This window comes from Paenibacillus sp. FSL L8-0158 (assembly GCF_038592965.1).
GTDB lineage: Bacteria > Bacillota > Bacilli > Paenibacillales > Paenibacillaceae > Paenibacillus > Paenibacillus polymyxa_D.
In genome coordinates, this window is sequence record NZ_CP151949.1 from 2,167,488 (window position 1) to 2,190,341 (window position 22,854).

Below are 22,854 nucleotides of genomic sequence, written 5' to 3' on the forward strand. Positions count from 1 at the left end.
AAGGAAAGCTACAGGTATATTTTATTGAGAATAGTTATCATTTTCACCTTCATCTTAAAATGAATATCGAAAAGTTGTACCTGTGAAGGAGGATTTACGTGACAAAGCATACCTTTAGTGAACATGTCATAGATGTAATTCAGGAACGTCGAACGATTAAACGATTTAAATCCGACTCCATTCCTGTAGATACGATCAAAGAACTGTTGGACGTCGCTGTGTGGGCTCCTAATCATAAAATGCGTGAACCGTGGCGTTTTTTGTTGTTTGTTGGTGAAGGACGGAAAAAGCTTGCAAAAGCAATTGCAGCCGATATCGGTAAGAACAACAAGTTTGAGAGCGGCATTTTGCACAACCCGATCCAGCTTTTAGTAGTGCTGGAAGAAGACCCGCGTCAAGCGGTTTGGGATGAGGATTTTGCAGCGGTCAGTGCGCTTGTACAAAACTTTATGCTTGCCGCATGGAGCAAAGGAATCGGAACGTTTTGGGTGACAAAGCCATTTTTGTACTCGCCTAAGTTCCGTGAACATTTGGGAATTCAACCGGGTGAGAAGGTAATAGGGATGATATATGCAGGCTATCCTGACGTTATCCCGGAATCAAGGCCACGTACTCCGGCAGCCGATAAGCTGACCTTGTTTGACAAATAATCTGTCGTTAGTTAAACTTAGTCAAGAATTTTGAAAGCATGTTCGGAGTTGAAATTTCGAACATTACATTTGCAAAGAATGAAAATTTGGAAGCACCTTTTTTCATATATGCAATGATTCCCGAGAGGGAGCATTCCAATATGAGGAGAGGTGCTTTTTGATATGTATGGAAAATTACACGGAGCTTGTCTGTATGGAATAGATGGCGTTCTGATTGAAGTTGAGACTGATTTGTCCAATGGCTTACCTCAGACAGCGATTATAGGATTGCCGGATTCGGCGATTCGAGAGGCAGTGGAGCGTGTCAGAGCAGCAATCAAAAACTGTGGCTTTAAATATCCGTCCCAGCGTGTCACGATTAATTTAGCTCCTGCTGATTTGCGTAAGGAAGGTTCATCTTTTGACCTTGCTATCGCTATAGGGTTGCTGACAACCAGTGAACAGGTCGTTTTACCCGTGGGGGAACGGACACTGTTTATTGGCGAGCTGGCGCTGGATGGCAGTATTCGCCCTGTAAATGGGGTGCTGTCGATGGTTGATCTGGCCAAGCGAGAAGGATTCAACTCCGTGCTGCTTCCCCAGGAAAACGCAAACGAGGCTCGTCTAATTACGGGTATACGTATTTACGCTATACGTCATCTAGCAGATCTTATCCCGATTGAAGATCGAGCACAAGGGACTATTGATAGCCAAGGGACAAATCATAGTTGTACTGCCAGTAAACAAGTTATGATCTGTTCCTATGATCATTTACCTCAAGCAGAGCATATACCGTTGTGTGAGAAAGAAGAGATAACTAGCAACATGGAGGATTACAGCGATGTGCTGGGTCAGCTGCATGCCAAGCGGGCGTTAGTCATCGCTGCCGCCGGAATGCATAATATCTTGCTTATGGGACCGCCGGGGGCTGGGAAAACAATGCTCATCCGCAGGTTGCCATCTATCCTTCCGCCTTTGACTGAAAAGGAGGCGCTTGAAGTCACCAAAGTATACAGCGCTGCCGGGAAGTGGAAGGAGTCATCGCCACATCTGATGAATATTCGTCCCTTCCGTTCGCCTCATCATACGATCTCTGCTGCGGGTTTGGTAGGTGGGGGAGGTATACCCAAACCAGGAGAAATCAGTCTTGCACACCGAGGAATTTTATTTCTGGATGAGTTGCCTGAGTTTAGCCGTCATGTACTAGAAGTACTGCGCCAACCTTTGGAAGACCACAATGTTACGATCAGTCGTTCACGTGCTGTTTTTAAGTATCCGGCGCATTTTTTACTTGCTGCCTCTTTAAATCCGTGCCACTGTGGCTTTTTCGGAAATGATACGGAACATCAGCGCTGTACCTGTTCACCTGCAGCAGTAGCCCGCTACCGTTCACGTATTTCCGGTCCACTGCTGGACCGGATCGATCTTCAGCTTGAAGTATCGCAGCCGAAGGATTGGCGGGAGGAAAAAGAATCATTGTCGTCCGCTGAAATGCGAAGGCAGGTGCTGGCTGCTCAAGCGATACAAATCCACAGATACAGCAAGCTTCCCTTTTCATGGAATAGTGAGCTGTCTGGTCAGATGCTTCGTAAATATGCCGTATTAGAACAAAATGCAGCGGAGTTGCTTGATCAGACAATGGACGCACTCGGTTTAAGCATGCGTGCGTATGATCGAATTCTCAAGCTTTCGCGTACCATTGCAGACTTACATGACTCAGAGAAAATTTTGACTTCACATGTGGCTGAAGCTATTCAATACCGCCATATGGATAGAACAAATGCCAGTTTTCCCGAAAGTTAAAAAGGCGATAAAATTAGTAGTTACAGTATGATCCTATTTATGAAAGAGTTTTTCCAAAAGATATGTACGAGAGAAAGTGGAAAAAAGGGCAAAAAAAAGCTCCAGACAAAAAGACCTGGAGAAGAAAAATAAGATTATGACAATAGTGATTATACTATGAGTATATCATTTTCGTATATACGATTATGCATCATCTCCCATGTTACTTGATGGAAAAAAACAAACAGTCTTTAAGGAATGGATAGCTGAAAGGATAATAAGCCCCTCGACAGAAAACGGTTGAGGGGCTTGTTGTAAAATTCATTCTAACGAAAATCTAATTACAAAACGTTCAGTTTCACTTCAATATTACCGCGGGTAGCGCGGGAGTATGGACATTGTTCGTGTGCGCCTTCCACCAGTTTTACTGCAGTTTCATGATCGACGCCTTTTACCAGTATGTCTAGGTTTACTCCGATTCCGAAGCCTCCGTCTTCCACTTTGCCGAAATGGACTGTAGCTGTTACTTCAGTACCTTCATGCTTAACACGTTGCATGCGAGCAACCATATTTAAGGCACTGTCAAAGCAAGCGGAATAGCCTGCTGCGAACAATTGTTCTGGGTTCGTACCTGCACCACCTGCACCGCCCATTTCTTTTGGGGTATCAATATCTAAACGAAGTTCGGGGGAAGAAGACTCGATATAACCGTTACGTCCACCAACAGCTTTTACTGTTGTTTCATACATTTTTTGTTGAATGGTCATCATAATCCAATCACGGCCTCTCGCTCAATTTATATTTTACACAATTCAATTTATCAAAATAATTATTGCTTGTAAAGTATTTTGTGCAATTAGCATGTATTTTATTATATAATGTGCTAAAATAATGACGAAAGTAGGTGATCAGACAGCATGGAAAACAATCCTATTGAAGGTACAGCGTTGAAACTTGATAATCAGTTATGCTTTGCCATATATGCATGCTCCAGAGAGATTACGAAGCTATACCAGCCTTATCTGGAAAAGCTCGGTGTGACGTACTCGCAATATTTGGTACTTATCGTGCTCTGGGAGCGTGAAGAGTGTACAGTGAAGGAATTAGGTGAGGCACTATATTTGGACTCCGGCACATTAACTCCGCTATTGAAGAGATTGCAGAACGCCGGGCTTATCGATCGAAAGCGTTCCACTCAGGATGAGCGTAAGGTGCTGATTTCTTTGACGACAGAGGGAAGCGCATTACGGGACAAAGCTCTGTCTGTACCTGGATGCATCCAGGAAAAAACAAGTATGACCCGTGATCAATTTGGGTCGCTTCTGCTCCAGTTCAATGATCTGCTCGATCGTGTTCATCAAGCGAATGTACAAATCGAAAAATCATAAGGTAATTTCAGTTGCTCTTGCGAATCTTACGGCATGAGTTAATCTTCACTGAAAAAAAATACTTAATCATGTTTGAAGAAAAAAGTGCCTCTTAATGCGGATTAGGTAATCCCATGTTGTAGAGGTGCTTTTTTTGTGTGAATTTGTATTATGTATAATATCCAATAATATCCAAACATTCGATTTTGGGAATGATAATGATATCAAAATACTGTAATTCATAAGGTTAAATTATAAGGAAAGCGTTTTAAAAACATGTTACAATGATGTAGGTTTAGTATAGATTTCCTTGTGAACCGCCCTTGTTGCAGTCATGTTGATAGGAGGATTCCAGAATGAATATCCATGAATATCAGGGTAAAGAAGTATTGAAACAGTACGGAGTGGCTGTGCCGAACGGTAAGGTTGCCTATACGGTGGAGGAAGCCGTTGCTGCGGCAGAATCGCTTGGGAGCGCTGTTACGGTGGTAAAAGCACAAATTCATGCTGGTGGACGCGGTAAAGCGGGTGGCGTGAAAGTTGCCAAAGGTTTGGATGAGGTGCGGACTTTTGCTGCTGAAATTTTGGGTAAGGTGCTGGTGACGCATCAGACCGGACCTGAAGGTAAAGAGGTCAAACGCCTTTTGGTTGAGGAAGGCTGCGATATTCGTAAAGAATATTACGTCGGTGTTGTCGTAGATCGTGCGACTGGACGTATCGTAATGATGGCCTCAGAAGAAGGCGGTACGGAAATCGAAGAGGTGGCTGCAGCCACTCCGGAGAAGATTTTTAAAGCGGTTGTTGATCCAGCGATTGGGCTTCAGGTGTATCAGGCTCGTAAGCTGGCGTATGACATTAATATTCCTAATGAACTGGTAAACAAAGCGGTCAAGTTTATGCTGGCGCTATACGAAGCTTTTGTGGACAAGGACTGTTCGATTGCAGAAATCAATCCCTTAGTCGTTACGGGTGATGGGAATGTACTGGCGTTGGATGCCAAACTGAATTTTGATTCTAATGCGTTGTTCCGTCACAAGGATATTTTGGAATTGCGTGATTTGGATGAAGAGGATGAGAAGGAAATTGAGGCATCTAAATACGATCTAAGCTATATTGCTCTGGACGGAAATATTGGCTGTATGGTCAATGGTGCGGGTTTGGCAATGGCAACCATGGATATTATCAAATATTACGGTGGCGATCCGGCCAACTTCCTGGACGTGGGGGGCGGTGCGACGACGGAAAAGGTAACCGAAGCGTTCAAAATCATTTTGTCCGATCCGAAGGTAAAAGGTATTTTCGTGAACATTTTCGGCGGAATTATGCAGTGTGACATCATTGCGAACGGCGTAGTGGAGGCTGCCAAACAGTTGGGGCTGACTCGTCCGCTTGTTGTCCGTCTTGAAGGGACGAATGTTGGGCTCGGTAAACAGATTTTAGCGGAATCCGGTTTGAATATCGTGGCAGCCGATTCTATGGCGGATGGAGCTCAAAAAATCGTCGAACTTGTTCAATAGCCTGTTTGCATTCCGATATGCCGAATAAACGATAGGGGATGTGAAGATCGTGAGTATTTTGGTCGATAAGCATACAAAGGTGATTACACAGGGGATTACGGGAAAAACGGCGTTGTTTCATGCCAAGGGTGCACTTGATTACGGTACACAAATGGTAGGTGGCACCTCTCCAGGTAAGGGGGGCACCGAGGTAGAAATTACACTGGAGAACGGACAACAGGTCAAATTGCCAGTGTTTAACACAGTGAGCGAAGCCAAGGAAGCTACTGGCGCAACAGCGAGCGTGATTTACGTGCCACCGGCTTTTGCAGCAGATTCCATTTTGGAGGCTGTAGATGCGGATTTAGATCTCGTGATTTGTATCACAGAGGGCATTCCGGTGCTTGATATGATCAGGGTCAAACGTTTTATGGAAGGTAAAAAGACCGTTCTGATCGGCCCTAACTGTCCAGGTGTTATTACACCAGGAGAATGTAAAATCGGTATTATGCCAGGTTACATTCATCTACCTGGTCATGTAGGCGTTGTGTCACGTAGTGGTACTTTGACCTATGAAGCAGTGCATCAGTTAACGACTCGAGGTATAGGACAATCTTCCGCGGTTGGTATTGGCGGTGACCCCGTTAAAGGTTCAGAATTCATTGACATTTTGCAACGTTTCAATGAGGATTCCAACACTCACGCTGTCATTATGATCGGAGAAATTGGGGGTACAGCCGAGGAAGAGGCTGCCGAGTGGATCAGGGACAATATGACGAAGCCGGTGGTTGGTTTTATCGGTGGTGTGACTGCGCCTCCGGGCAAACGGATGGGGCATGCAGGTGCCATTATTTCTGGCGGAAAAGGAACGGCCAAAGAGAAAATTGCCACACTTGAAGCCTGCGGGATCAAGGTGGCACCGACTCCTTCCGAAATGGGCTCGACACTGGTAAGTGTGCTGGAAGCACGTGGTATTTTGAATTTGTGCACGACACATTAAATCGTGTTCCTTCATTAATATACAAGCCATAAAACTGCATCGAAATTTGCTGCAGGCTAGTGTATAATGTAAGAAAGGTAAGCAACCTTTTTATCTTCTGAAACAGGGGATGAAAAGGTTGCTTTTTTTTTGCGTTAAGACAGATTTATCAGGGAAACGCTTGCAAAATGATTCATTGTGCCACAAAATAAGGGAGGGTTCACTCTTCCGTGAATGGGGGAACCATAGTTTGGAAGAAAGATGGCTTTTGGTAGGCTTACATGAGTTAGAGGGAATCGGAAGAAAAACAATTCAGCGTATTTGGTCGAGTGACTATCAATTGCATGAGCTACTGCATTTTAGCGAACAGAAGTGGATCGAGATAGGGTTAAGCCCTGCTCAGGCACACATTGCGGCCCAGTGTTACGATGAAGAATGGGTGCATGAACGATATCAGCGAGTTCAATCCGGTGATATTGGAACGGTAACTTATGTGGACGAGGATTATCCCCTATTAATGAAGGAAACAGTTGACCCACCTTGGGTAATGTATACAAAAGGGGATAAATCACTTTTGCATACATGTTCTGTAGCCATGGTAGGAACTCGCGTTCCTACTGCTTATGGACGTAGAGCAGCGGAGATACTAACAGAGGGATTATGTAATGCAGGGATTACAATAGTTAGCGGATTGGCAAGAGGGATTGACAGTATTTGTCACGAAACAGCCCTGCGCCTTGGAGGAAACACGATTGGTGTACTGGGAACAGCGATCGATCAAATTTATCCTCCCCAAAATGCGTCTTTATTTGCAGAGATGGCTAGCAAAGGCTTGATCATATCAGAGTATCCTCCAGGCACAAGGTCGCATCCGGGAATGTTTCCACAACGTAATCGGATTATAGCCGGCCTAACGAAGGGAACGCTTGTCGTCGAAGCAGATTCAAGAAGCGGTTCCTTGATTACAGCTGATGCTGCGCTAGAGGCAAATCGAGATGTGTTTGCTGTTCCCGGACCCATTACGTCACCGAAGAGTAGAGGTACGCTGAGCTTGATTAAGCAAGGAGCCAAAACAGTCACTGAAGCTTCGGATATTATTGAGGAGTATGAAGCAGATTTGCGTACAAGGGAGGTTTCTTCATACAATAGAGAGCAGAGTCCTAATCTGAAGGAGGTCTCCAAATTGCCAGAAAGTGAGACTTCTGAGGAAAACCGTGTCATACTGTTGCTCGAACAGGGAACCATGACTCTGGATGAACTGCTTGATGCTACGGCATGGGATTTTGGACTTTTACACGCAGTTCTGTTATCGTTAATCATAAAAAAAAGGATCGCCCAGCTAGCGGGCACAAAATACAAGCTTATTTAGTAGTTGTTTTTGCAAAGTCCTTAGTTAGTAAATGTACAAATTCAATTTTAAACATCAGGTGGAGGGCAGTATGGCATTTATCCGCGCCGCGGATTCCTACTCCTTCCCCACTTCCTGAAATGTGTTGAATTTATAGCTCGTACTAGCGAAGTGTTGGATTTGAATCTGGAAAAGCGACAGCGTTCGCCTTTGTAATGGAATTCTAACTTTATCGAAGGTTTTATAAAATCTAAGAATTCCGTTACAACAGCAATTGTAAGATCAATTCCATCGTGTAGCTCTTCTACGAACTATAGCTCACCACATTTCAGGAAGTCTATCATATTCATGTGTGTAATTGAGAGGAGGAAGAGCCTATGGCGGATTCACTCGTCATCGTGGAATCGCCTTCCAAGGCGAAGACGATCGGCAAATACTTAGGCAGCAAATATATCGTCAAGGCTTCCATGGGTCATATCAGGGATTTACCGAAGAGTCAGATCGGCGTAGAGGTCGAAAATGATTTTAATCCCAAATACATTACCATTCGAGGTAAAGGCTCAATTCTAAAAGAATTAAAGGATGCCCGAAAAAAAGTGAAAAAAGTATATCTGGCGGCTGACCCGGATCGCGAAGGTGAGGCTATTGCCTGGCATCTGGCGCATGCGCTGGAACTGGACGATACGGCAGATTGCCGTGTTGTATTTAATGAAATTACAAAGCAGGCTGTCAAAGATGCTTTTAAAACACCCCGTAAAATCAATATGGATTTGGTCAATGCTCAGCAGGCACGACGGATACTGGATCGACTTGTTGGCTACAAAATCAGCCCGTTGCTCTGGAAAAAGGTAAAGAAGGGTCTATCCGCTGGGCGTGTGCAGTCGGTTGCGGTGAAAATTATTCTGGACCGGGAAAACGAGATCAGTGAGTTTGTACCGGAAGAATACTGGACGATTACAGCTAAACTAGCTATTAAAGACAGTACCTTTGAAGCGAAATTTCATAAGCTGCGCGGTGAAAAGAAAGAACTCTCCAGCGAAGCGGATGTACAAGAAGTGTTGGAAGCTATCGGAAAATCGTCTTACAAGGTGCGCGATGTGAAAGAGAAAGAGCGTTTACGCAATCCTTCTCCTCCATTCACAACAAGTTCCTTGCAGCAGGAGGCGGCTAGGAAGCTCAACTTCCGTGCATCTAAAACGATGTCTGTTGCTCAGCAGCTATATGAGGGTGTGGATTTAGGTAAAGAAGGGACCGTGGGTCTGATTACGTATATGCGTACGGATTCCACACGGATCGCCGCTTCAGCTCAAGAGGAAGCGAAAGAATTAATTATTCAAAAATATGGCGAAGCTTTTGTACCTGAAACTCCTCGTCAATATTCAAAAAAAGCGGCCAACGCCCAAGATGCGCATGAAGCGATTCGCCCAACCTCTGCGTTACGCGAACCGGAAACAGTTAAACCGTTTATGAGTCGGGATCAGTTCCGTTTGTACAAATTGGTATGGGAACGTTTCATGGCCAGCCAGATGGCCTCTGCTATTATGGATACTTTGTCCGTAGATATTGAAGCGGGTGAGACGATATTCCGGGCAGCAGGTTCGAAGGTTCGTTTTCCAGGTTTCATGAAAGTGTATGTAGAGGGGAATGACGACGGTAAAACCGAAGAAGATAAACTGCTGCCACCACTTCAACCAGGCGATAAATTAAAAAAAGAAGCAGTTGAGCCGAAGCAGCATTTTACACAACCGCCTCCCCGTTATACGGAAGCGCGACTGGTGAAGACGCTGGAAGAACTGGGTATAGGACGCCCAAGTACGTATGCGCCGACGCTGGAAACCATTCAGAAACGTGGGTACGTTGCTATTGAAGAGAAGAAGTTTTTCCCTACAGAGCTGGGCGAATTGGTCATCGAACAGATGGAGGAGTTCTTTCCAGAGATTCTGAATGTGGAGTTTACAGCTCATATGGAAGGTGATCTTGACCACGTCGAAGAAGGCGAAGGTAATTGGGTCAAGGTGTTGAGTGACTTTTACGAGTCATTTGAGAAGCGACTTGAAGTGGCTGAAGAAGAAATGAAAGAAATTGAAATAAAAGATGAAGTATCCGATGTCATTTGTGATAAGTGTGGCAGCCAAATGGTGTATAAGCTTGGCCGATTTGGTAAATTCCTGGCCTGTTCTGCTTTTCCAGATTGCCGTAACACAAAGCCAATTGTTAAGGATATCGGGATTAATTGTCCTACATGCGGTGAGGGACATGTTGTCGAACGACGAAGTAAAAAGGGACGTATCTTTTACGGATGTGACCGCTACCCGGAATGTGATTTTGTATCCTGGGATAAACCGTCCATTAAGCCTTGCCCAAGTTGCAGTAGCCTAATGGTTGAAAAACGTACAAAACAAGGAACGAAGCTCAATTGTACTGTCTGCGATCACAGCGAAATGCTGGAAGAGAGCGATGAGAGTGTAGAGACTTCTTAAGAACAACATTAGCAGGGGGATTTAAACGTGAGTGAACTACAAAAGGTAACGGTCATCGGAGCAGGTTTGGCGGGCAGCGAAGCTGCCTGGCAAATTGCAAGCCGTGGAGTGCCAGTCAAGTTATATGAAATGAGGCCGGTTGTAAAAACACCAGCACATCATACAGATAAATTTGCCGAACTGGTATGCAGTAATTCCTTGCGGGCAAACGGCCTAACGAATGCGGTAGGCGTACTGAAGGAAGAGATGAGAATACTGAACTCCTTGATTCTGAGCGCAGCAGATCGTCATGCTGTTCCGGCTGGCGGTGCATTGGCAGTGGATCGTGACGGATTTTCCGGTCATATTACTGATACGCTTCATCAACATCCTTTGATCGAGGTTGTTAATGAAGAGCTTCAGGAAATCCCACAGGACGGTATTGTGGTTATTGCGACGGGGCCTTTAACTTCTCCAGCTTTGTCGGAACAGATTAAATCACTGATGGGAGAGGAGTATTTTTATTTTTACGATGCGGCAGCCCCGATTGTAGAAAAGGACTCTATCGACATGAGCAAGGTTTATCTGGCTTCCCGTTATGATAAGGGAGAAGCAGCGTACTTGAATTGTCCGATGAACGAAGCGGAATTTGATGCTTTTTATGAGGCTCTGATTACGGCTGAGGTAGCGCAAGTCAAGGAATTCGAAAAAGAAATTTATTTCGAAGGTTGTATGCCCATCGAAGTGATGATGCAACGTGGGAAACAAACGGCATTGTTCGGACCTATGAAACCTGTGGGTCTCGTAAATCCGCATACAGGTGAACTGCCCCACGCAGTTGTTCAGCTTCGGCAGGACAACGCCGCAGGAACGCTGTATAATCTGGTTGGTTTCCAGACTCACCTCAAATGGGGGGAGCAAAAGCGTGTATTTTCAATGATTCCGGGTCTTGAAGAGGCAGAGTTTGTACGTTACGGTGTGATGCATCGCAATACCTTTATTAATTCTCCGCAGCAACTTCATCCAACCTATCAGTTCAAGGGAAGAAGTAATCTATTCTTCGCCGGACAAATGACCGGTGTAGAGGGATATGTGGAGTCGGCAGCTTCTGGTCTGCTAGCCGGGATGAATGCGGCACGAGCAGCACGCGGACAGGAAATGTTTGTATTTCCTGCAGAAACGACATTAGGCAGCATGGCGCGGTATATTACGACCGCTGATTTTAAACATTTTCAACCGATGAATGCAAACTTTGGTTTGCTTCCAAAGTTAGAGAAACGGATTCGTAACAAAAAGGAAAAGAATGAAGCTCTCGCTAATCGCGCGTTGGAAAGTTTGCGCGGTTATATCAACGAAACGGGAGTTATGACAGCTGAAGTACAGGCATAGGGATGAAGGAAAAGGAGGAGCGCGTTATGGATATGTCCTTTCATGCTACCACCATCTGCGCTGTACGCCACAATGGCAAAGGAGCTATTGCGGGTGATGGACAGGTAACGTTCGGTAACAGTGTTGTAATGAAGCAGACGGCAAAAAAAGTGCGCAGATTGTATCGTGGTCAGGTCGTTGCGGGATTTGCGGGTTCGGTGGCCGATGCTATCACGTTATTTGAAAAGTTTGAAAATAAGCTAGAGGAACACCACGGAAATCTTCAAAGAGCAGCCGTGGAACTGGCCAAGGACTGGCGTCAGGATCGTATCCTGCGTAAGCTGGAAGCGCTCATGATTGTGATGGACTCTTCCGGGATGCTGCTCATTTCTGGAGGCGGCGAAATTATCGAGCCGGATGATGATGTGCTTGCCATTGGCTCAGGTGGCAATTTTGCATTGGCGGCTGCCCGTGCTTTCAAACGCCATGGATCTGGCATGGAAGCAAAGGACATGGCACGGGAAGCGCTAGAGGTTGCTTCGGAAATATGTGTGTATACGAACAATCAGATTATCGTGGAAGAACTGTAAATCGGCTCTGAGTATTCAAGGGTGGAGGAGTGCAAAATGAATAATCAATCGTTGACGCCCAGACAAGTGGTATCCGAGCTGGATAAGTATATTGTCGGACAAAAGGAAGCTAAAAAATCTGTTGCTGTTGCCTTGCGCAACCGCTATCGGCGTAGCAAGCTGCCGGATGACATCCGGGATGAAATTGTGCCTAAAAATATTTTGATGATCGGACCGACTGGTGTGGGTAAAACTGAAATTGCACGTAGACTTGCACGGCTCGTGGGGGCTCCTTTTGTCAAGGTAGAGGCGACCAAATTTACAGAAGTGGGTTACGTCGGTCGTGATGTGGAATCCATGGTGCGTGATCTGATGGAAACCTCCATTCGCATCGTCAAGTCGGAACGAACAGAGAATGTGAAGGACAAAGCGGAGGACATGGCAAATGAACGGATTGTCAGCATCCTTGTACCTGCAGAAAAGTCAAACAAATCGCAACGTAATCCCTTTGAAATGCTGTTTGGCAATAACACGGGAACTTCGGTAGAAGAAGAACCACCACAACAGGATGGATCTTTGGCAGAAAAGCGCCGTAAGGTTAAATTCGATCTGTTGTCCGGTAAGCTTGAGGATGATGTCATAGAGATTGATGTGGAGGATACTGCACCCAATATGCTCGATATGTTTGCTGGGCAAGGGAATGAACAAATGGGTATGAATATGCAGGAGATGTTCGGAAGTTTTCTGCCCAAGCGGACGAAGAAGCGCAAGCTACCAGTCAAGGAAGCTCGCAAGGTGTTGATTCAAGATGAAGCCGCCAAATTGATCGATATGGACGATGTGATTCAGGAGTCTGTGAAGCGTGCTGAGCAATCGGGTATTATTTTTATTGATGAAATAGATAAGATTGCCAGCCAGGGTAAGGGGAGTGGCCCCGATGTGTCGAGAGAAGGCGTCCAGCGCGATATTTTACCTATTGTCGAGGGATCTACCATCATGACCAAATACGGTCCGGTAAGAACAGATTACATTCTGTTTATTGCTGCAGGAGCTTTTCATGTTGCAAAACCATCTGACCTGATCCCTGAGCTTCAGGGCCGTTTTCCAATCCGTGTGGAATTAAGTAGCCTAACTTTGGATGAGTTTGTGTCGATACTGACGGAGCCTAAAAATGCGCTGACCAAGCAATACACTGATCTACTCCGTACCGAGGAGATTGAAGTCGAATTTTCTGCGGAAGCGATTCGTGAGATTGCCAGTATTGCTGAGTCTGTAAATCGCAACACCGAAAATATTGGCGCACGTCGTTTGCATACCATTCTAGAAAAGCTGCTGGAGGATCTGTCGTTTGAAGCACCAGAGCTTACATTGGATCGTATGATCATTACCCCGGAATATGTACGTGAGAAGCTGGGAGATATTGCCCAAAACAGGGACCTTAGTCAGTATATTTTATGAATAGGGTTTCTAAAAATAGGGTGTGTGGTCCAGAATAACACTATCTTGCACCGTCATTTAGACCTAGATAATGGTCAAGTTGATGATTTTTCTGTCTATTCCAAAAGTAGGACGTATATTCTTTTACAGGTGTAAAGTGCTAAGAAAACATTCATTTTTTTGAAAAAAACCTGAAAAATTTAACAATTTATGCATCTAAAGCCCTCTTTTTTTAAAAAGATAGGGCTTTTTTCTTATTGTAATTAGGTCCCAACTCTACGAAACTTAGAATATATGACAGAAAGTTATTATTTTCTACTTAAGACCTAAAAGAAATGTATAATTATGAAATTTTATTGTCGAAAAAAAGTGAAAAATCTTGTTTTATTGAATCTTACTTTGGAGTAGACGCTGGGAGGGAGGAGCTAAATGAATCTGCTGGGTGATATGAGCTTTCAAAAGCTTCAGGCAGGTGTACAGGCGGCAAATACGAGACAACGTGTGATGGCTGACAATATTTCCAATGCGGATACCCCGTATTTTAAGCGTTCGGAGGTTTCATTTGAAGAACTGCTTCAGCAGCAAATGGACGGGGATGTCACACCACTACGTGGAAAAGTAACCAATTCAAGACATTTTCAAATAGGACCTGTGAACTCCATTCCAGATGCCACGGTCACCAAAGATGGGTACTCAGTCATGAATAACAATATGAACAACGTAGATATCGACAGAGAAATGAGTCTTATGGCTGAAAATCAACTAAGATATAATACCTACATCCAAGAAATTAATGAGCGCATCAAGATGATGAGAACAGCGGTAGAAGGGAGATAGGACTAGGTGAAGATTAACAACGGCTTTGATATTAGTGCGTCTGCTCTTACGGCCCAACGGTTGCGGATGGACGTTATATCTAGCAACATTGCCAACGCAGAGACAACTCGGGCGAAAGTAGAGAATGGACAAGCAGTTCCATATCGGAGAAAAACGGTTGTTTTGGAGCCGAACCAATCTGGCTTTGCCGATGTTTTGAAGGCTCAAATGGAAGGAAGTAAAACAAGCGCTGCTGGCGTTAAGGTTTCGCAAATTCAAGAAGATCAGTCACCTTTAAAGCCTGTGTACAATCCGGGTCACCCGGACGCTGATAAAGATGGCTATGTATATATGCCTAATGTAGATATTATGAAAGAAATGGTCGACATGATTTCCGCAACACGCTCATACGAAGCCAATGTAACAGCTCTGAATGCATCAAAGGCTATGGTTTCCAAAGCGCTTGAAATCGGTCGCTAAGGTCTAGGACTACTAATTACTTAATAGGGAGAGTAAAACATGATTCAGAACGCCATGTTTAATGTACAGACACCGGTAATACAGCAGATTCAATCGCCTAACAATGAGTTGGCGAAAGCGACGCCTTCCGAATCCTTGAAGGACTTTGGTTCCTTCCTAAAGGATGCTCTCAATGAAGTAGGGCAGCAGGAAGCCGCTACGCACCAGATGTCCGACCAATTCATGGCAGGCAAAGTTGATGTAGATCAGGTCATGATCACTTCCCAACAAGCGCTGCTTTCCCTGCAGCTTACTACACAGGTCCGAAACAAAGCGATCGAAGCCTATCAGGAGATCATGCGTACACAGATGTAAAGAGGGTTTAGCAAAGTTTCGGATGGGGTGACGGAGTGAACGAGAGAATCGCCCAATATCGGGATAAGATTTCCGGGTATTGGAATAATTTTAGCAAAAAACAGAAGATATTACTTGTTTCGACATTAGCATTCATCATTATCGCTGTTGTAGTGCTAACGATGCAGTTTACCAAAACCGAGTATGAAGTGGCTTTCCGAGATTTAAATGCTAACGATGCTGCCGGAGTCATTAAATATCTCGATTCTGCGGGTATACCGTATCAACTTAATGCTGGTGGGACACAAATCTCAGTCCCAACCGCTAATGCGGATAAGGCGAAGGTAGATGTTGGGTCTCAAGGCCTGATTCAGAAGGGTTCAATCGGCATGAGCGCTTTTGACCAGTCCTCCTCTGCCATTGGCATGACGGAGAACGAGTTCAATGTGAAGTACAATAATGCATTGAACGGCGAAATACAGCAACTGTTGGAACGGATGGATGGTGTCCAAAGCTCCAAAGCTGTCATTAATATGCCAAAGGAAAACATTTTTGCCGGACTTGAGGAAAAGGACAAAGCCTCCGCTTCGATTCAAATGGAATTCGAGCCTGGCTTTACTCCAAATCAGCAGGCGATCGATGGATACTTTAATCTGGTAAAAACGGCCGTACCGAATCTGCCAGTGGAAAACATTACAATCACCAATAAGGAATATGAGTTGATTCCAACGGCCAAGGGCGGCCAAGGTGGGCTCACTAGTGGTGTTCAAGAAAACATGGCTCTACAGAAGAAGTTTGAGAGCGATGTAAGGAATAATGTTCAACAATTTTTGTCGAAAATTGTTGGAGACGACAAGGTAAATGTGCTGGTTATGTCCCAGCTAAATTTCGACAAAGTAACATCAAAGGAACAAATGGTCACACCTGTTGATCAAACGAAAATGAAGGGTATTGAAATTAGCGCCCAACAAATTCAGGAAAGCTATACAGGTAGTAGTGGACAAACCGGAGGAGTTGCAGGAACTGGAACACAGGATGTTCCGGGCTACCCCGGAGGAGCTAATTCCGGCAATACCAGCTCAGATAAGAGCTCGAGTACGATTAACTACGAAGTTAACCGAATTGCAAGGGATATTATACAAAGTCCGTACACTGTAAAAGATTTAACCATTAATGTAGCAGTTGAACCACCAACAGGTCAGCAAACGTTGGATACTGCAACTCAGACAGCAATTCAAAATATTTTGGTTAATATCGTAAGAGCGTCGTTGGCGAATTCTGGTACTACAATTACAGACGCTGATTTGGCTAAGAAGGTTTCGGTGTTCTCACAAGCTGTTCCGGCGCCTGCGAGCACTAATACATTCTTCTCAGCTTCCAACCCTTGGTTATGGGGCATCGGAGCTGCTGTTCTGGCACTGCTGGCGGGTGTAATCTTCTTCATCGTACGCGGTCGTCGTAATCAGGAAGAAGAGTTGGATGAAGAATTGCAACTTATGCCAACGCCGACGGAGTTCCCGTCTATTACCATGGAAAGTGTGACAAATGAAAGTCAAGTGCGTAAACAGCTTGAAAGTCTGGCGAAAAAGAAACCCGACGAATTCGTCAATCTGCTTCGTACATGGCTGGCTGACGAATAGAGGTGAGTTCATTGGCAAAGGCAAGCAGTCAAGGTTTAACGGGAAGACAGAAAGCGGCTATACTTCTGATCACAATGGGACCAGAGGTATCTGCTCAAATATTCAAGCATTTGCGTGATGAGGAGATTGAGCAACTTACATTGGAAATTGCCAATGTGCGGAAGGTCGATGCCATTGAGAAGGACTCCATCATGGCCGAGTTTCATCAAATTTGTTTGGCTCAGGAGTACATTTCCCAAGGCGGCATTAACTACGCTAAAGAAATATTGGAAAAAGCACTCGGATCGCAAAAAGCAGTTGAGGTCATTAACCGTCTAACAGCGACGTTGCAGGTAAGACCCTTCGATTTTGCCCGTAAGGCTGATCCAAACCAGATATTGAATTTTATACAAAATGAGAATCCGCAAACGATTGCTCTTGTGCTTTCGTACTTGCAATTCGAGCAGGCGGCTGCAATTCTGTCGTCTCTGCCACAGGAAAAGCAGGCAGATGTGGCCCGGCGTGTCGCTGTCATGGACAGTACATCTCCGGAAGTTATTTCCCAGGTGGAACGAGTGTTGGAGCAAAAGCTGTCTGCAACCGCGACGCAGGATTATACGAATGCGGGTGGTATCGAGTCCATTGTTCAGATTTTGAATGGCGTAGACCGCGGAACCGAACGTACGATTCTCGACTCGCTTGAAATTCAAGATCCAGAACTGGCTGAGGAAATCAAGAAAAGAATGTTCGTATTCGAGGATATCGTCAATGTGGACAACCGTTCCATTCAGCGCATTATCCGCGATATTGACAATGCAGATTTGCAATTGGCGCTTAAAGTGTCCAGTGAAGAAGTACGCGATGTGATTTTCCGAAATATGTCGAAACGTATGGCAGAAACCTTCAAAGAGGAAATGGAGTACATGGGACCGGTGCGGTTGCGTGATGTGGAAGAAGCACAGACACGTATCGTATCGACGATCCGTAGATTGGAAGAGGCCGGTGAGATTATAATCGCACGCGGCGGAGGAGATGACATCATTGTCTAACTTGATCAAATCTTTCCAATATGTTCCTGTAGAGGCTTTGAAAACAATTGATGTGGCACATACGTATGCGCCAGAAACGACGGACGAAGAAATCACAACTGAATATACGGAGCCGGAGCCTCAGCGAGATCACGAGGCTGAACGGCTACGGGATGAAATGCTGAATGATGCTAAGGATTTTGCCGAACGTCAGGTTCGCGAGGCAGCTGAAGAAGCGGAACGGATGCTTCAGGAGGCACAGCAGCAGATTGAAGTCTGGTGGCAGGAACGACGCGAGCATGACGACCAGCTGACTCAGTCGTTAAAAGCTGATGGGTTTCAGCAAGGATATGAAGAAGGTCAGAAGCTGGCTGAGGCCGAGCTCCAGACGAAATCAGAGCAGATGATGGAAGAAGCACAGGATATTCTACGTCAGGCCTATGAGATTAAAGAACAACTAATTCAGGAAGCTGAGCCTTTCCTGGTTGAACTGAGTAGTGCTATTGCTGAGAAGATCATTGAGAAACAGCTCAGCCTCGAGCCGGACTACACGATTGAATTAATTCGTAAAAATTTGGCTCGTAAGCGGGAAAAAGGAACCATTACATTGTGTGTGTCGCCTCAGCATTTCGCATTTGTGCAAGGTGCACGAGAAGAATTGTCATTAACTGTCGATTCGCAAGCGGAACTACAAATTATTCCTGATGGTACCGTGAAAGATCGCGGTTGTGTTATCCGTTCTTCCTTTGGGAGTGTGGATGCGCGAATTGATACGCAATTAGCTGAGATCAAAAAGGAACTACTGCGTCTGGCACATGAAAATGAGGAGCGAAGACATGAAGGGGCTTAATACGCAGCGCTACATGGATCATTTGCGCCAGCTGGACCCGGTTCGGGTAAATGGCAAGGTTACACAGGTTATCGGCCTGATGGTTGAATCGGAAGGTCCGGACGCCAGTATCGGGGATGTTTGTTACATTTATCCGGGTAAAACGGCTAAGCCGTTGCAAGCGGAGGTTGTAGGCTTCAGGGACAATAAAGTGCTTCTGATGCCACTTGGAGAACTGCAATCCATTGGTCCCGGTTGTGATGTTGTAGGAACAGGGAAGCCATTGAATGTGCAGGTCGGGTCAGAGCTGTTAGGCAAAGTGCTGGACGGCTTGGGTCAGCCTCTGGATGGCTCATTGATTCCCTCGCGAATGGCGAGATATTCAACCTTCAATATTCCGTCCAATCCACTGAATCGTCCGCGTGTGCAGGAACCAATCAGTATCGGGGTGCGCGCTATTGACGGGTTGCTTACTATCGGTAAAGGACAACGGGTTGGTATTTTTGCAGGTTCGGGTGTAGGTAAAAGTACCTTGATGGGAATGATTGCCCGTAATACGGAAGCCGATGTGAATGTAATCGCCTTGATCGGAGAACGTGGACGCGAGGTGCTGGACTTTATTGAACGGGATTTAGGTCCGGAGGGACTAGAACGTTCCGTGGTCATTGTGGCAACTTCCGACCAACCTGCGTTAATTCGTATTAAGGGTGCACTTATTGCAACGACGATCGCGGAATATTTTCGGGATCGCGGGTTAAATGTCATGCTGATGATGGATTCAGTTACCCGGTATGCGATGGCCCAACGTGAAGTCGGCCTAGCCGTAGGGGAGCCACCGGCAATGAGAGGGTACACACCTTCCGTGTTTGCTAGTCTACCTAAGCTTCTAGAACGTGCAGGGACAGGTCCTACTGGCTCCATAACCGCTTTTTATACGGTACTGGTCGATGGTGATGATATGAACGAGCCCATCGCGGATGCGGTGCGCGGGATTTTGGATGGACATATTGTCTTGAATCGTGGGATTGCGAACAAAGGACATTTTCCCGCAATTGATGTGTTAGCGAGTATTAGCCGGGTTATGAAGGATATCGCACCACGAGATCAGATAGACGCTGCCGAGAACATCAAGCGCTTGATGGCCATTTACAAAGATTCGGAGGACCTGATTAATATTGGGGCCTATCAGCAGGGTTCAAATGCAGAAATTGACGAATCCATGGAGCGTATACGGGATATATGGGATTTTACAAGACAAAGAACAGATGAAAAGGCTGAACTGGACGAGGTAAGAGAGCGTTTGATTTCTGAATTTACGAGGAGATGAAGGTTGAACGATGAGATTTCAGTATTCCTTTCAGAAAGTTGTAGACTTGAAAACCAACGAAAAGTCACAGGCCGAATGGTTGCTTTCCAGTGCTGTTGGACAATTGCAGGCTGAGGAGCAGACATTAACACAGCTTGTAGGCGAAAGGAATCGAGTCATATCAGCTATTCAAAAGGCTGCCGAGGATTGCGCACCACTCTCTACCATTCAGGAATTACAGGCTTATGTTAATCATCTGGACCAATGTATTACACGCAAGCATAGAGATGTTCAATATGCGCAGCAAAATGTGCAAAGCAAACAAACCGTTTTGACCGATAAAATGCTGGATGAACAGGTTTGGCTGAAAGCGAGAGAGAAGGCCAACGTGAAATTCCAACAGGAAGTGCTCCTGCGCGAGCAGAACGAGCTGGATGAAATGGCTTCCGTGCGATTTGCCATGAAAGCCCGGTAAGCGGAAAGTCATAGGATACGCATATCAGCTGCCTGAGGAGGAAGACGATGGCACAGAAGTTAGCAGAAAATGAACTGGATATGGATTTAGGAAAAGAATCAGGCGGGGGATTTGAACGGTTTATGTTTTTCCTGATTCCGATTGTGTTCACAATCGTTCTGGTCGGGGTCCTGCTTACATTGTTCAATATGGACTTCAGAAGCGAAATGATTTCATTAGGGAATAAAATACCAGTTGTTAAAAATTGGGTACCTGAACCGAAAGATAAGGCTACCCAGACGAAAGAGGCAGATCAAAAGGCTCAGTCTGAAAGTTCTGAAGCAACCATTCAGCAGTTAAAGGCAGATTTAGCCAAGCAGACAGAGGAGCTTAAAAAGGCTACCGCTGCTAAGACGACACAAGATAAAAAGGTTACTGAACTGCAGAATCAGGTCAATACGCTGCAAACGCAACAGGAACAGCAGTCACAGGCCAATCAGCAGGGACAGGCCGGTACGCAAACTACAGGTGGAACAACAAATGAAGATCCTTATGTAAAACAGGCCAGAGATCTTGCTAGCATGTATGAAGGAATGACAGCAAGTAAAGCGGCACCGATTATGGAGAATCTGACTACGGAAGAGACTGTGCAGCTGTTAAGCTACATGGACCCTGCCAACAGTGCGAAGATTTTGCAAAAGATGGACGCTAAAAAAGCAGCCGATATTACTATGGCTCTGAAAAATGTAACGCCATCTACGGATTTGTCAGTTGCTGCGTTGCAGTCTCGTCTGAAAAAGGATCAAGGTGCTACAGCTGGAACAACGAGTAAGAGTTTGCAAAGCACTCAAATCAGTAGCACATTTGCTTCCATGGACAAGAAGAGCGGTGCCGAACTTATTTTACAAACTTACAAAATCAGTCCAGACAAGGCATTAAACATATTAAATACAGTAGATGATTCGACACGTGGTTCTTTACTACAAAATATGTCTGCCAAGGATGCGGGTCAGACCGCAAAAATTTTGAACAAACTGATGGGCAGTAAGTAATTTAAATGAAGGGAGGTGAAAAATAAATGACACTTATTTCTCAAAGTGTATCGGTCAGCTCCAATCAAACAGCTAGCAGTGCGACAGCGTCAACAGCGAGTACAGCCACAGCTGCCGGAGCAACCACGGGTGCTTTTAATCAAACACTTACGCAAATGATGACAGGCGGGCAAACGGGCTCAGCAGGCACAGATGCGAATGGTTCTCCATTAGTAATGGTACTTCCGCTTATTGCAACCGGAGAATCCGCGGGAGCTCCAACCGAGCCGCTGGTCGAAACTTTGGCTCCTTTGCTGCAAAATCTCGAAAAGCTGGATGATCAAGTAGCTGCCGATCCTGCTCTGCTTGCAACTCTGCAAGCGTGGATTCAGCAAGTACAACAGTTTTTGCAAGGCGACGGAACAAATCAACAGTTAAACGGTGGAGAAACGACAGAGGCGACAGGCTTAACAGCCTTGGCAGCCAACCCGGCTACTCTTCGATTTGCATTGCAGGACGCTTTGTCACAACTTGCCAATGTAGCAGAGCAGGCTTCTGGAGACCAAAAGTCCCAGGTGGCACAGTTGCTACAATCGCTCCAAAGCGCAACGGCAGGTACGGGAGCTATTACCGATGAGCAGTGGAAGGGTGTAATGAAAGCTGTGGAACTTGCTGATGGTGGGGATTCACAAGCGGTTCAGCCTTCTGCAAATCGAGCAAATGGTACTCAGACCGTAGCTACAGCTACTACAGATAGACAGGTTGTTGCTTCTCAGCAGCAAGCAAGTCAGGGTGAAACTAATCAACAAGGTTCAGAAGGGCAACGTTCATCAACTAATATTCTCGTTCAGTCTGCAGTTAAGACGACTGTAACGGATGAAGTGAGTGCATTCGTAGATGCAACTGAGCAAGCGGATTCGACAGCAACTGACAATCAGACTCCAGTGATCACAACTGCGGGACAGCTTTCGGTACAAACGCAAGGAACTACACCTTCGGCTCCGGCTCAACCAGTCGTACATGTTCGGCAATTTGCCAAGGAGATGACCGAATTTGTAGTACAGAAACTTGACATTGTAAAACACACTGGTTTGACGGAAGCGACTATTATGCTTCGTCCAGATCATCTGGGCCAGCTCGAGGTTAAGCTGACAATGCAAAATGGTCATCTGGTTGCCCAGTTCATGACTGAGCATAGCGGAGCGAAGGATTTGCTGGAACAGCAAATGTCGCAGTTGCGTTCGAGTCTCCAGAGCCAAGGTATCCAGGTGGATAAGGTAGAAGTAACGCACAATGAGTCGCTTTCCTCCCATATGTATCAGGATGGACGCGGATCTGGAGCTAATCAACAGCAGCAATCCAATCAACGTTCCAAAGCTCGAGGTAGAGAAGAGAGCGAGGATGCTTTGAAGGTAGCTGAAATGGCAGAAGAGCTTCGTAACTGGACAGCTGAACAACGCGCAGATGATATGAATCGGACAGGCTCCTTTACAGCACAAGCGTAATGATGGAGGTGATAACACA

21 protein-coding genes are annotated in these 22,854 nt (G+C 45.5%); 20 read left to right on the forward strand and 1 reads right to left on the reverse strand.

Annotated features, from left to right (window positions below; genetic code table 11):
• Positions 1-98: 98 nt before the first annotated feature.
• Positions 99-650 carry a nitroreductase gene (locus NSQ68_RS10000; protein WP_342428744.1) on the forward strand — a complete coding sequence of 184 codons (552 nt, stop codon included), beginning with the start codon at positions 99-101 and terminating at the stop codon, positions 648-650.
• Between the two features lie 162 nt (positions 651-812).
• Complete coding sequence (locus NSQ68_RS10005; RefSeq protein WP_342428745.1) at positions 813-2,432, forward strand: YifB family Mg chelatase-like AAA ATPase; 1,620 nt, start codon at positions 813-815, stop codon at positions 2,430-2,432.
• A gap of 320 nt (positions 2,433-2,752) precedes the next feature.
• Here the strand turns inward: NSQ68_RS10005 and NSQ68_RS10010 are convergent, their stop codons facing one another.
• Positions 2,753-3,181 (reverse strand): organic hydroperoxide resistance protein, encoded by a 429-nt coding sequence (locus NSQ68_RS10010; protein WP_307349799.1) that lies wholly within the window; start codon positions 3,179-3,181, stop codon positions 2,753-2,755.
• A 147-nt stretch (positions 3,182-3,328) separates the two neighbouring features.
• Here NSQ68_RS10010 and NSQ68_RS10015 point away from each other — a divergent pair, with 147 nt between their 5' ends.
• The 18 genes from NSQ68_RS10015 (at position 3,329) to NSQ68_RS10100 (ending at position 22,835) form a co-directional block, all read left to right on the forward strand.
• Positions 3,329-3,799: a MarR family transcriptional regulator gene (locus NSQ68_RS10015; protein WP_029516981.1), complete on the forward strand. Its 471-nt coding sequence runs from the start codon at positions 3,329-3,331 to the stop codon at positions 3,797-3,799.
• Between the two features lie 335 nt (positions 3,800-4,134).
• Positions 4,135-5,295, forward strand: a complete 1,161-nt coding sequence (sucC, locus tag NSQ68_RS10020; protein ID WP_307349804.1) for an ADP-forming succinate--CoA ligase subunit beta — start codon at positions 4,135-4,137, stop codon at positions 5,293-5,295.
• A gap of 49 nt (positions 5,296-5,344) precedes the next feature.
• The gene (gene sucD / locus NSQ68_RS10025) at positions 5,345-6,274 is read left to right on the forward strand and encodes a succinate--CoA ligase subunit alpha (protein ID WP_342428746.1); all 930 of its coding nucleotides are present in this window, start codon (positions 5,345-5,347) and stop codon (positions 6,272-6,274) included.
• A 229-nt stretch (positions 6,275-6,503) separates the two neighbouring features.
• Positions 6,504-7,622, forward strand: coding sequence for a DNA-processing protein DprA (gene dprA, locus NSQ68_RS10030; protein WP_342428747.1), 1,119 nt, complete (start codon positions 6,504-6,506; stop codon positions 7,620-7,622).
• 356 nt (positions 7,623-7,978) lie between these two features.
• Positions 7,979-10,081: a type I DNA topoisomerase gene (topA, locus tag NSQ68_RS10035; RefSeq protein WP_039274721.1), complete on the forward strand. Its 2,103-nt coding sequence runs from the start codon at positions 7,979-7,981 to the stop codon at positions 10,079-10,081.
• Between the two features lie 27 nt (positions 10,082-10,108).
• Positions 10,109-11,449 (forward strand): FADH(2)-oxidizing methylenetetrahydrofolate--tRNA-(uracil(54)-C(5))-methyltransferase TrmFO, encoded by a 1,341-nt coding sequence (gene trmFO / locus NSQ68_RS10040; RefSeq protein ID WP_307349812.1) that lies wholly within the window; start codon positions 10,109-10,111, stop codon positions 11,447-11,449.
• A 26-nt stretch (positions 11,450-11,475) separates the two neighbouring features.
• A complete protein-coding gene (gene hslV, locus NSQ68_RS10045) occupies positions 11,476-12,018 on the forward strand; it encodes an ATP-dependent protease subunit HslV (protein WP_013309881.1) in 543 nt (180 codons plus the stop codon).
• Between the two features lie 36 nt (positions 12,019-12,054).
• The gene (gene hslU, locus NSQ68_RS10050; protein WP_029516987.1) at positions 12,055-13,455 is read left to right on the forward strand and encodes an ATP-dependent protease ATPase subunit HslU; all 1,401 of its coding nucleotides are present in this window, start codon (positions 12,055-12,057) and stop codon (positions 13,453-13,455) included.
• Between the two features lie 408 nt (positions 13,456-13,863).
• Positions 13,864-14,271: a flagellar basal body rod protein FlgB gene (gene flgB / locus NSQ68_RS10055; RefSeq protein ID WP_013309883.1), complete on the forward strand. Its 408-nt coding sequence runs from the start codon at positions 13,864-13,866 to the stop codon at positions 14,269-14,271.
• Positions 14,272-14,277: 6 nt separating this feature from the next.
• A complete protein-coding gene (gene flgC, locus NSQ68_RS10060) occupies positions 14,278-14,730 on the forward strand; it encodes a flagellar basal body rod protein FlgC (RefSeq protein WP_342428748.1) in 453 nt (150 codons plus the stop codon).
• Positions 14,731-14,769: 39 nt separating this feature from the next.
• Positions 14,770-15,084: a flagellar hook-basal body complex protein FliE gene (gene fliE, locus NSQ68_RS10065; protein WP_029516989.1), complete on the forward strand. Its 315-nt coding sequence runs from the start codon at positions 14,770-14,772 to the stop codon at positions 15,082-15,084.
• A gap of 35 nt (positions 15,085-15,119) precedes the next feature.
• Positions 15,120-16,703 (forward strand): flagellar basal-body MS-ring/collar protein FliF, encoded by a 1,584-nt coding sequence (fliF, locus tag NSQ68_RS10070; RefSeq protein ID WP_307349816.1) that lies wholly within the window; start codon positions 15,120-15,122, stop codon positions 16,701-16,703.
• Positions 16,704-16,714: 11 nt separating this feature from the next.
• Positions 16,715-17,731, forward strand: coding sequence for a flagellar motor switch protein FliG (gene fliG, locus NSQ68_RS10075; RefSeq protein ID WP_013370674.1), 1,017 nt, complete (start codon positions 16,715-16,717; stop codon positions 17,729-17,731).
• Positions 17,724-18,560, forward strand: coding sequence for a FliH/SctL family protein (locus NSQ68_RS10080; RefSeq protein WP_342428749.1), 837 nt, complete (start codon positions 17,724-17,726; stop codon positions 18,558-18,560). Before fliG ends, NSQ68_RS10080 begins: the two co-directional genes overlap by 8 nt.
• On the forward strand, positions 18,547-19,866 hold the full coding sequence (gene fliI / locus NSQ68_RS10085; protein ID WP_029516991.1) for a flagellar protein export ATPase FliI: 1,320 nt from the start codon (positions 18,547-18,549) through the stop codon (positions 19,864-19,866). The genes NSQ68_RS10080 and fliI overlap by 14 nt, the downstream gene beginning before the upstream one ends.
• Before the next feature lie 10 nt (positions 19,867-19,876).
• Positions 19,877-20,320, forward strand: coding sequence for a flagellar export protein FliJ (gene fliJ, locus NSQ68_RS10090; RefSeq protein ID WP_029516992.1), 444 nt, complete (start codon positions 19,877-19,879; stop codon positions 20,318-20,320).
• Between the two features lie 47 nt (positions 20,321-20,367).
• Complete coding sequence (locus NSQ68_RS10095; protein WP_342428750.1) at positions 20,368-21,351, forward strand: kinesin; 984 nt, start codon at positions 20,368-20,370, stop codon at positions 21,349-21,351.
• A 26-nt stretch (positions 21,352-21,377) separates the two neighbouring features.
• Complete coding sequence (locus NSQ68_RS10100) at positions 21,378-22,835, forward strand: flagellar hook-length control protein FliK (protein WP_342428751.1); 1,458 nt, start codon at positions 21,378-21,380, stop codon at positions 22,833-22,835.
• Positions 22,836-22,854 lie beyond the last annotated feature (19 nt).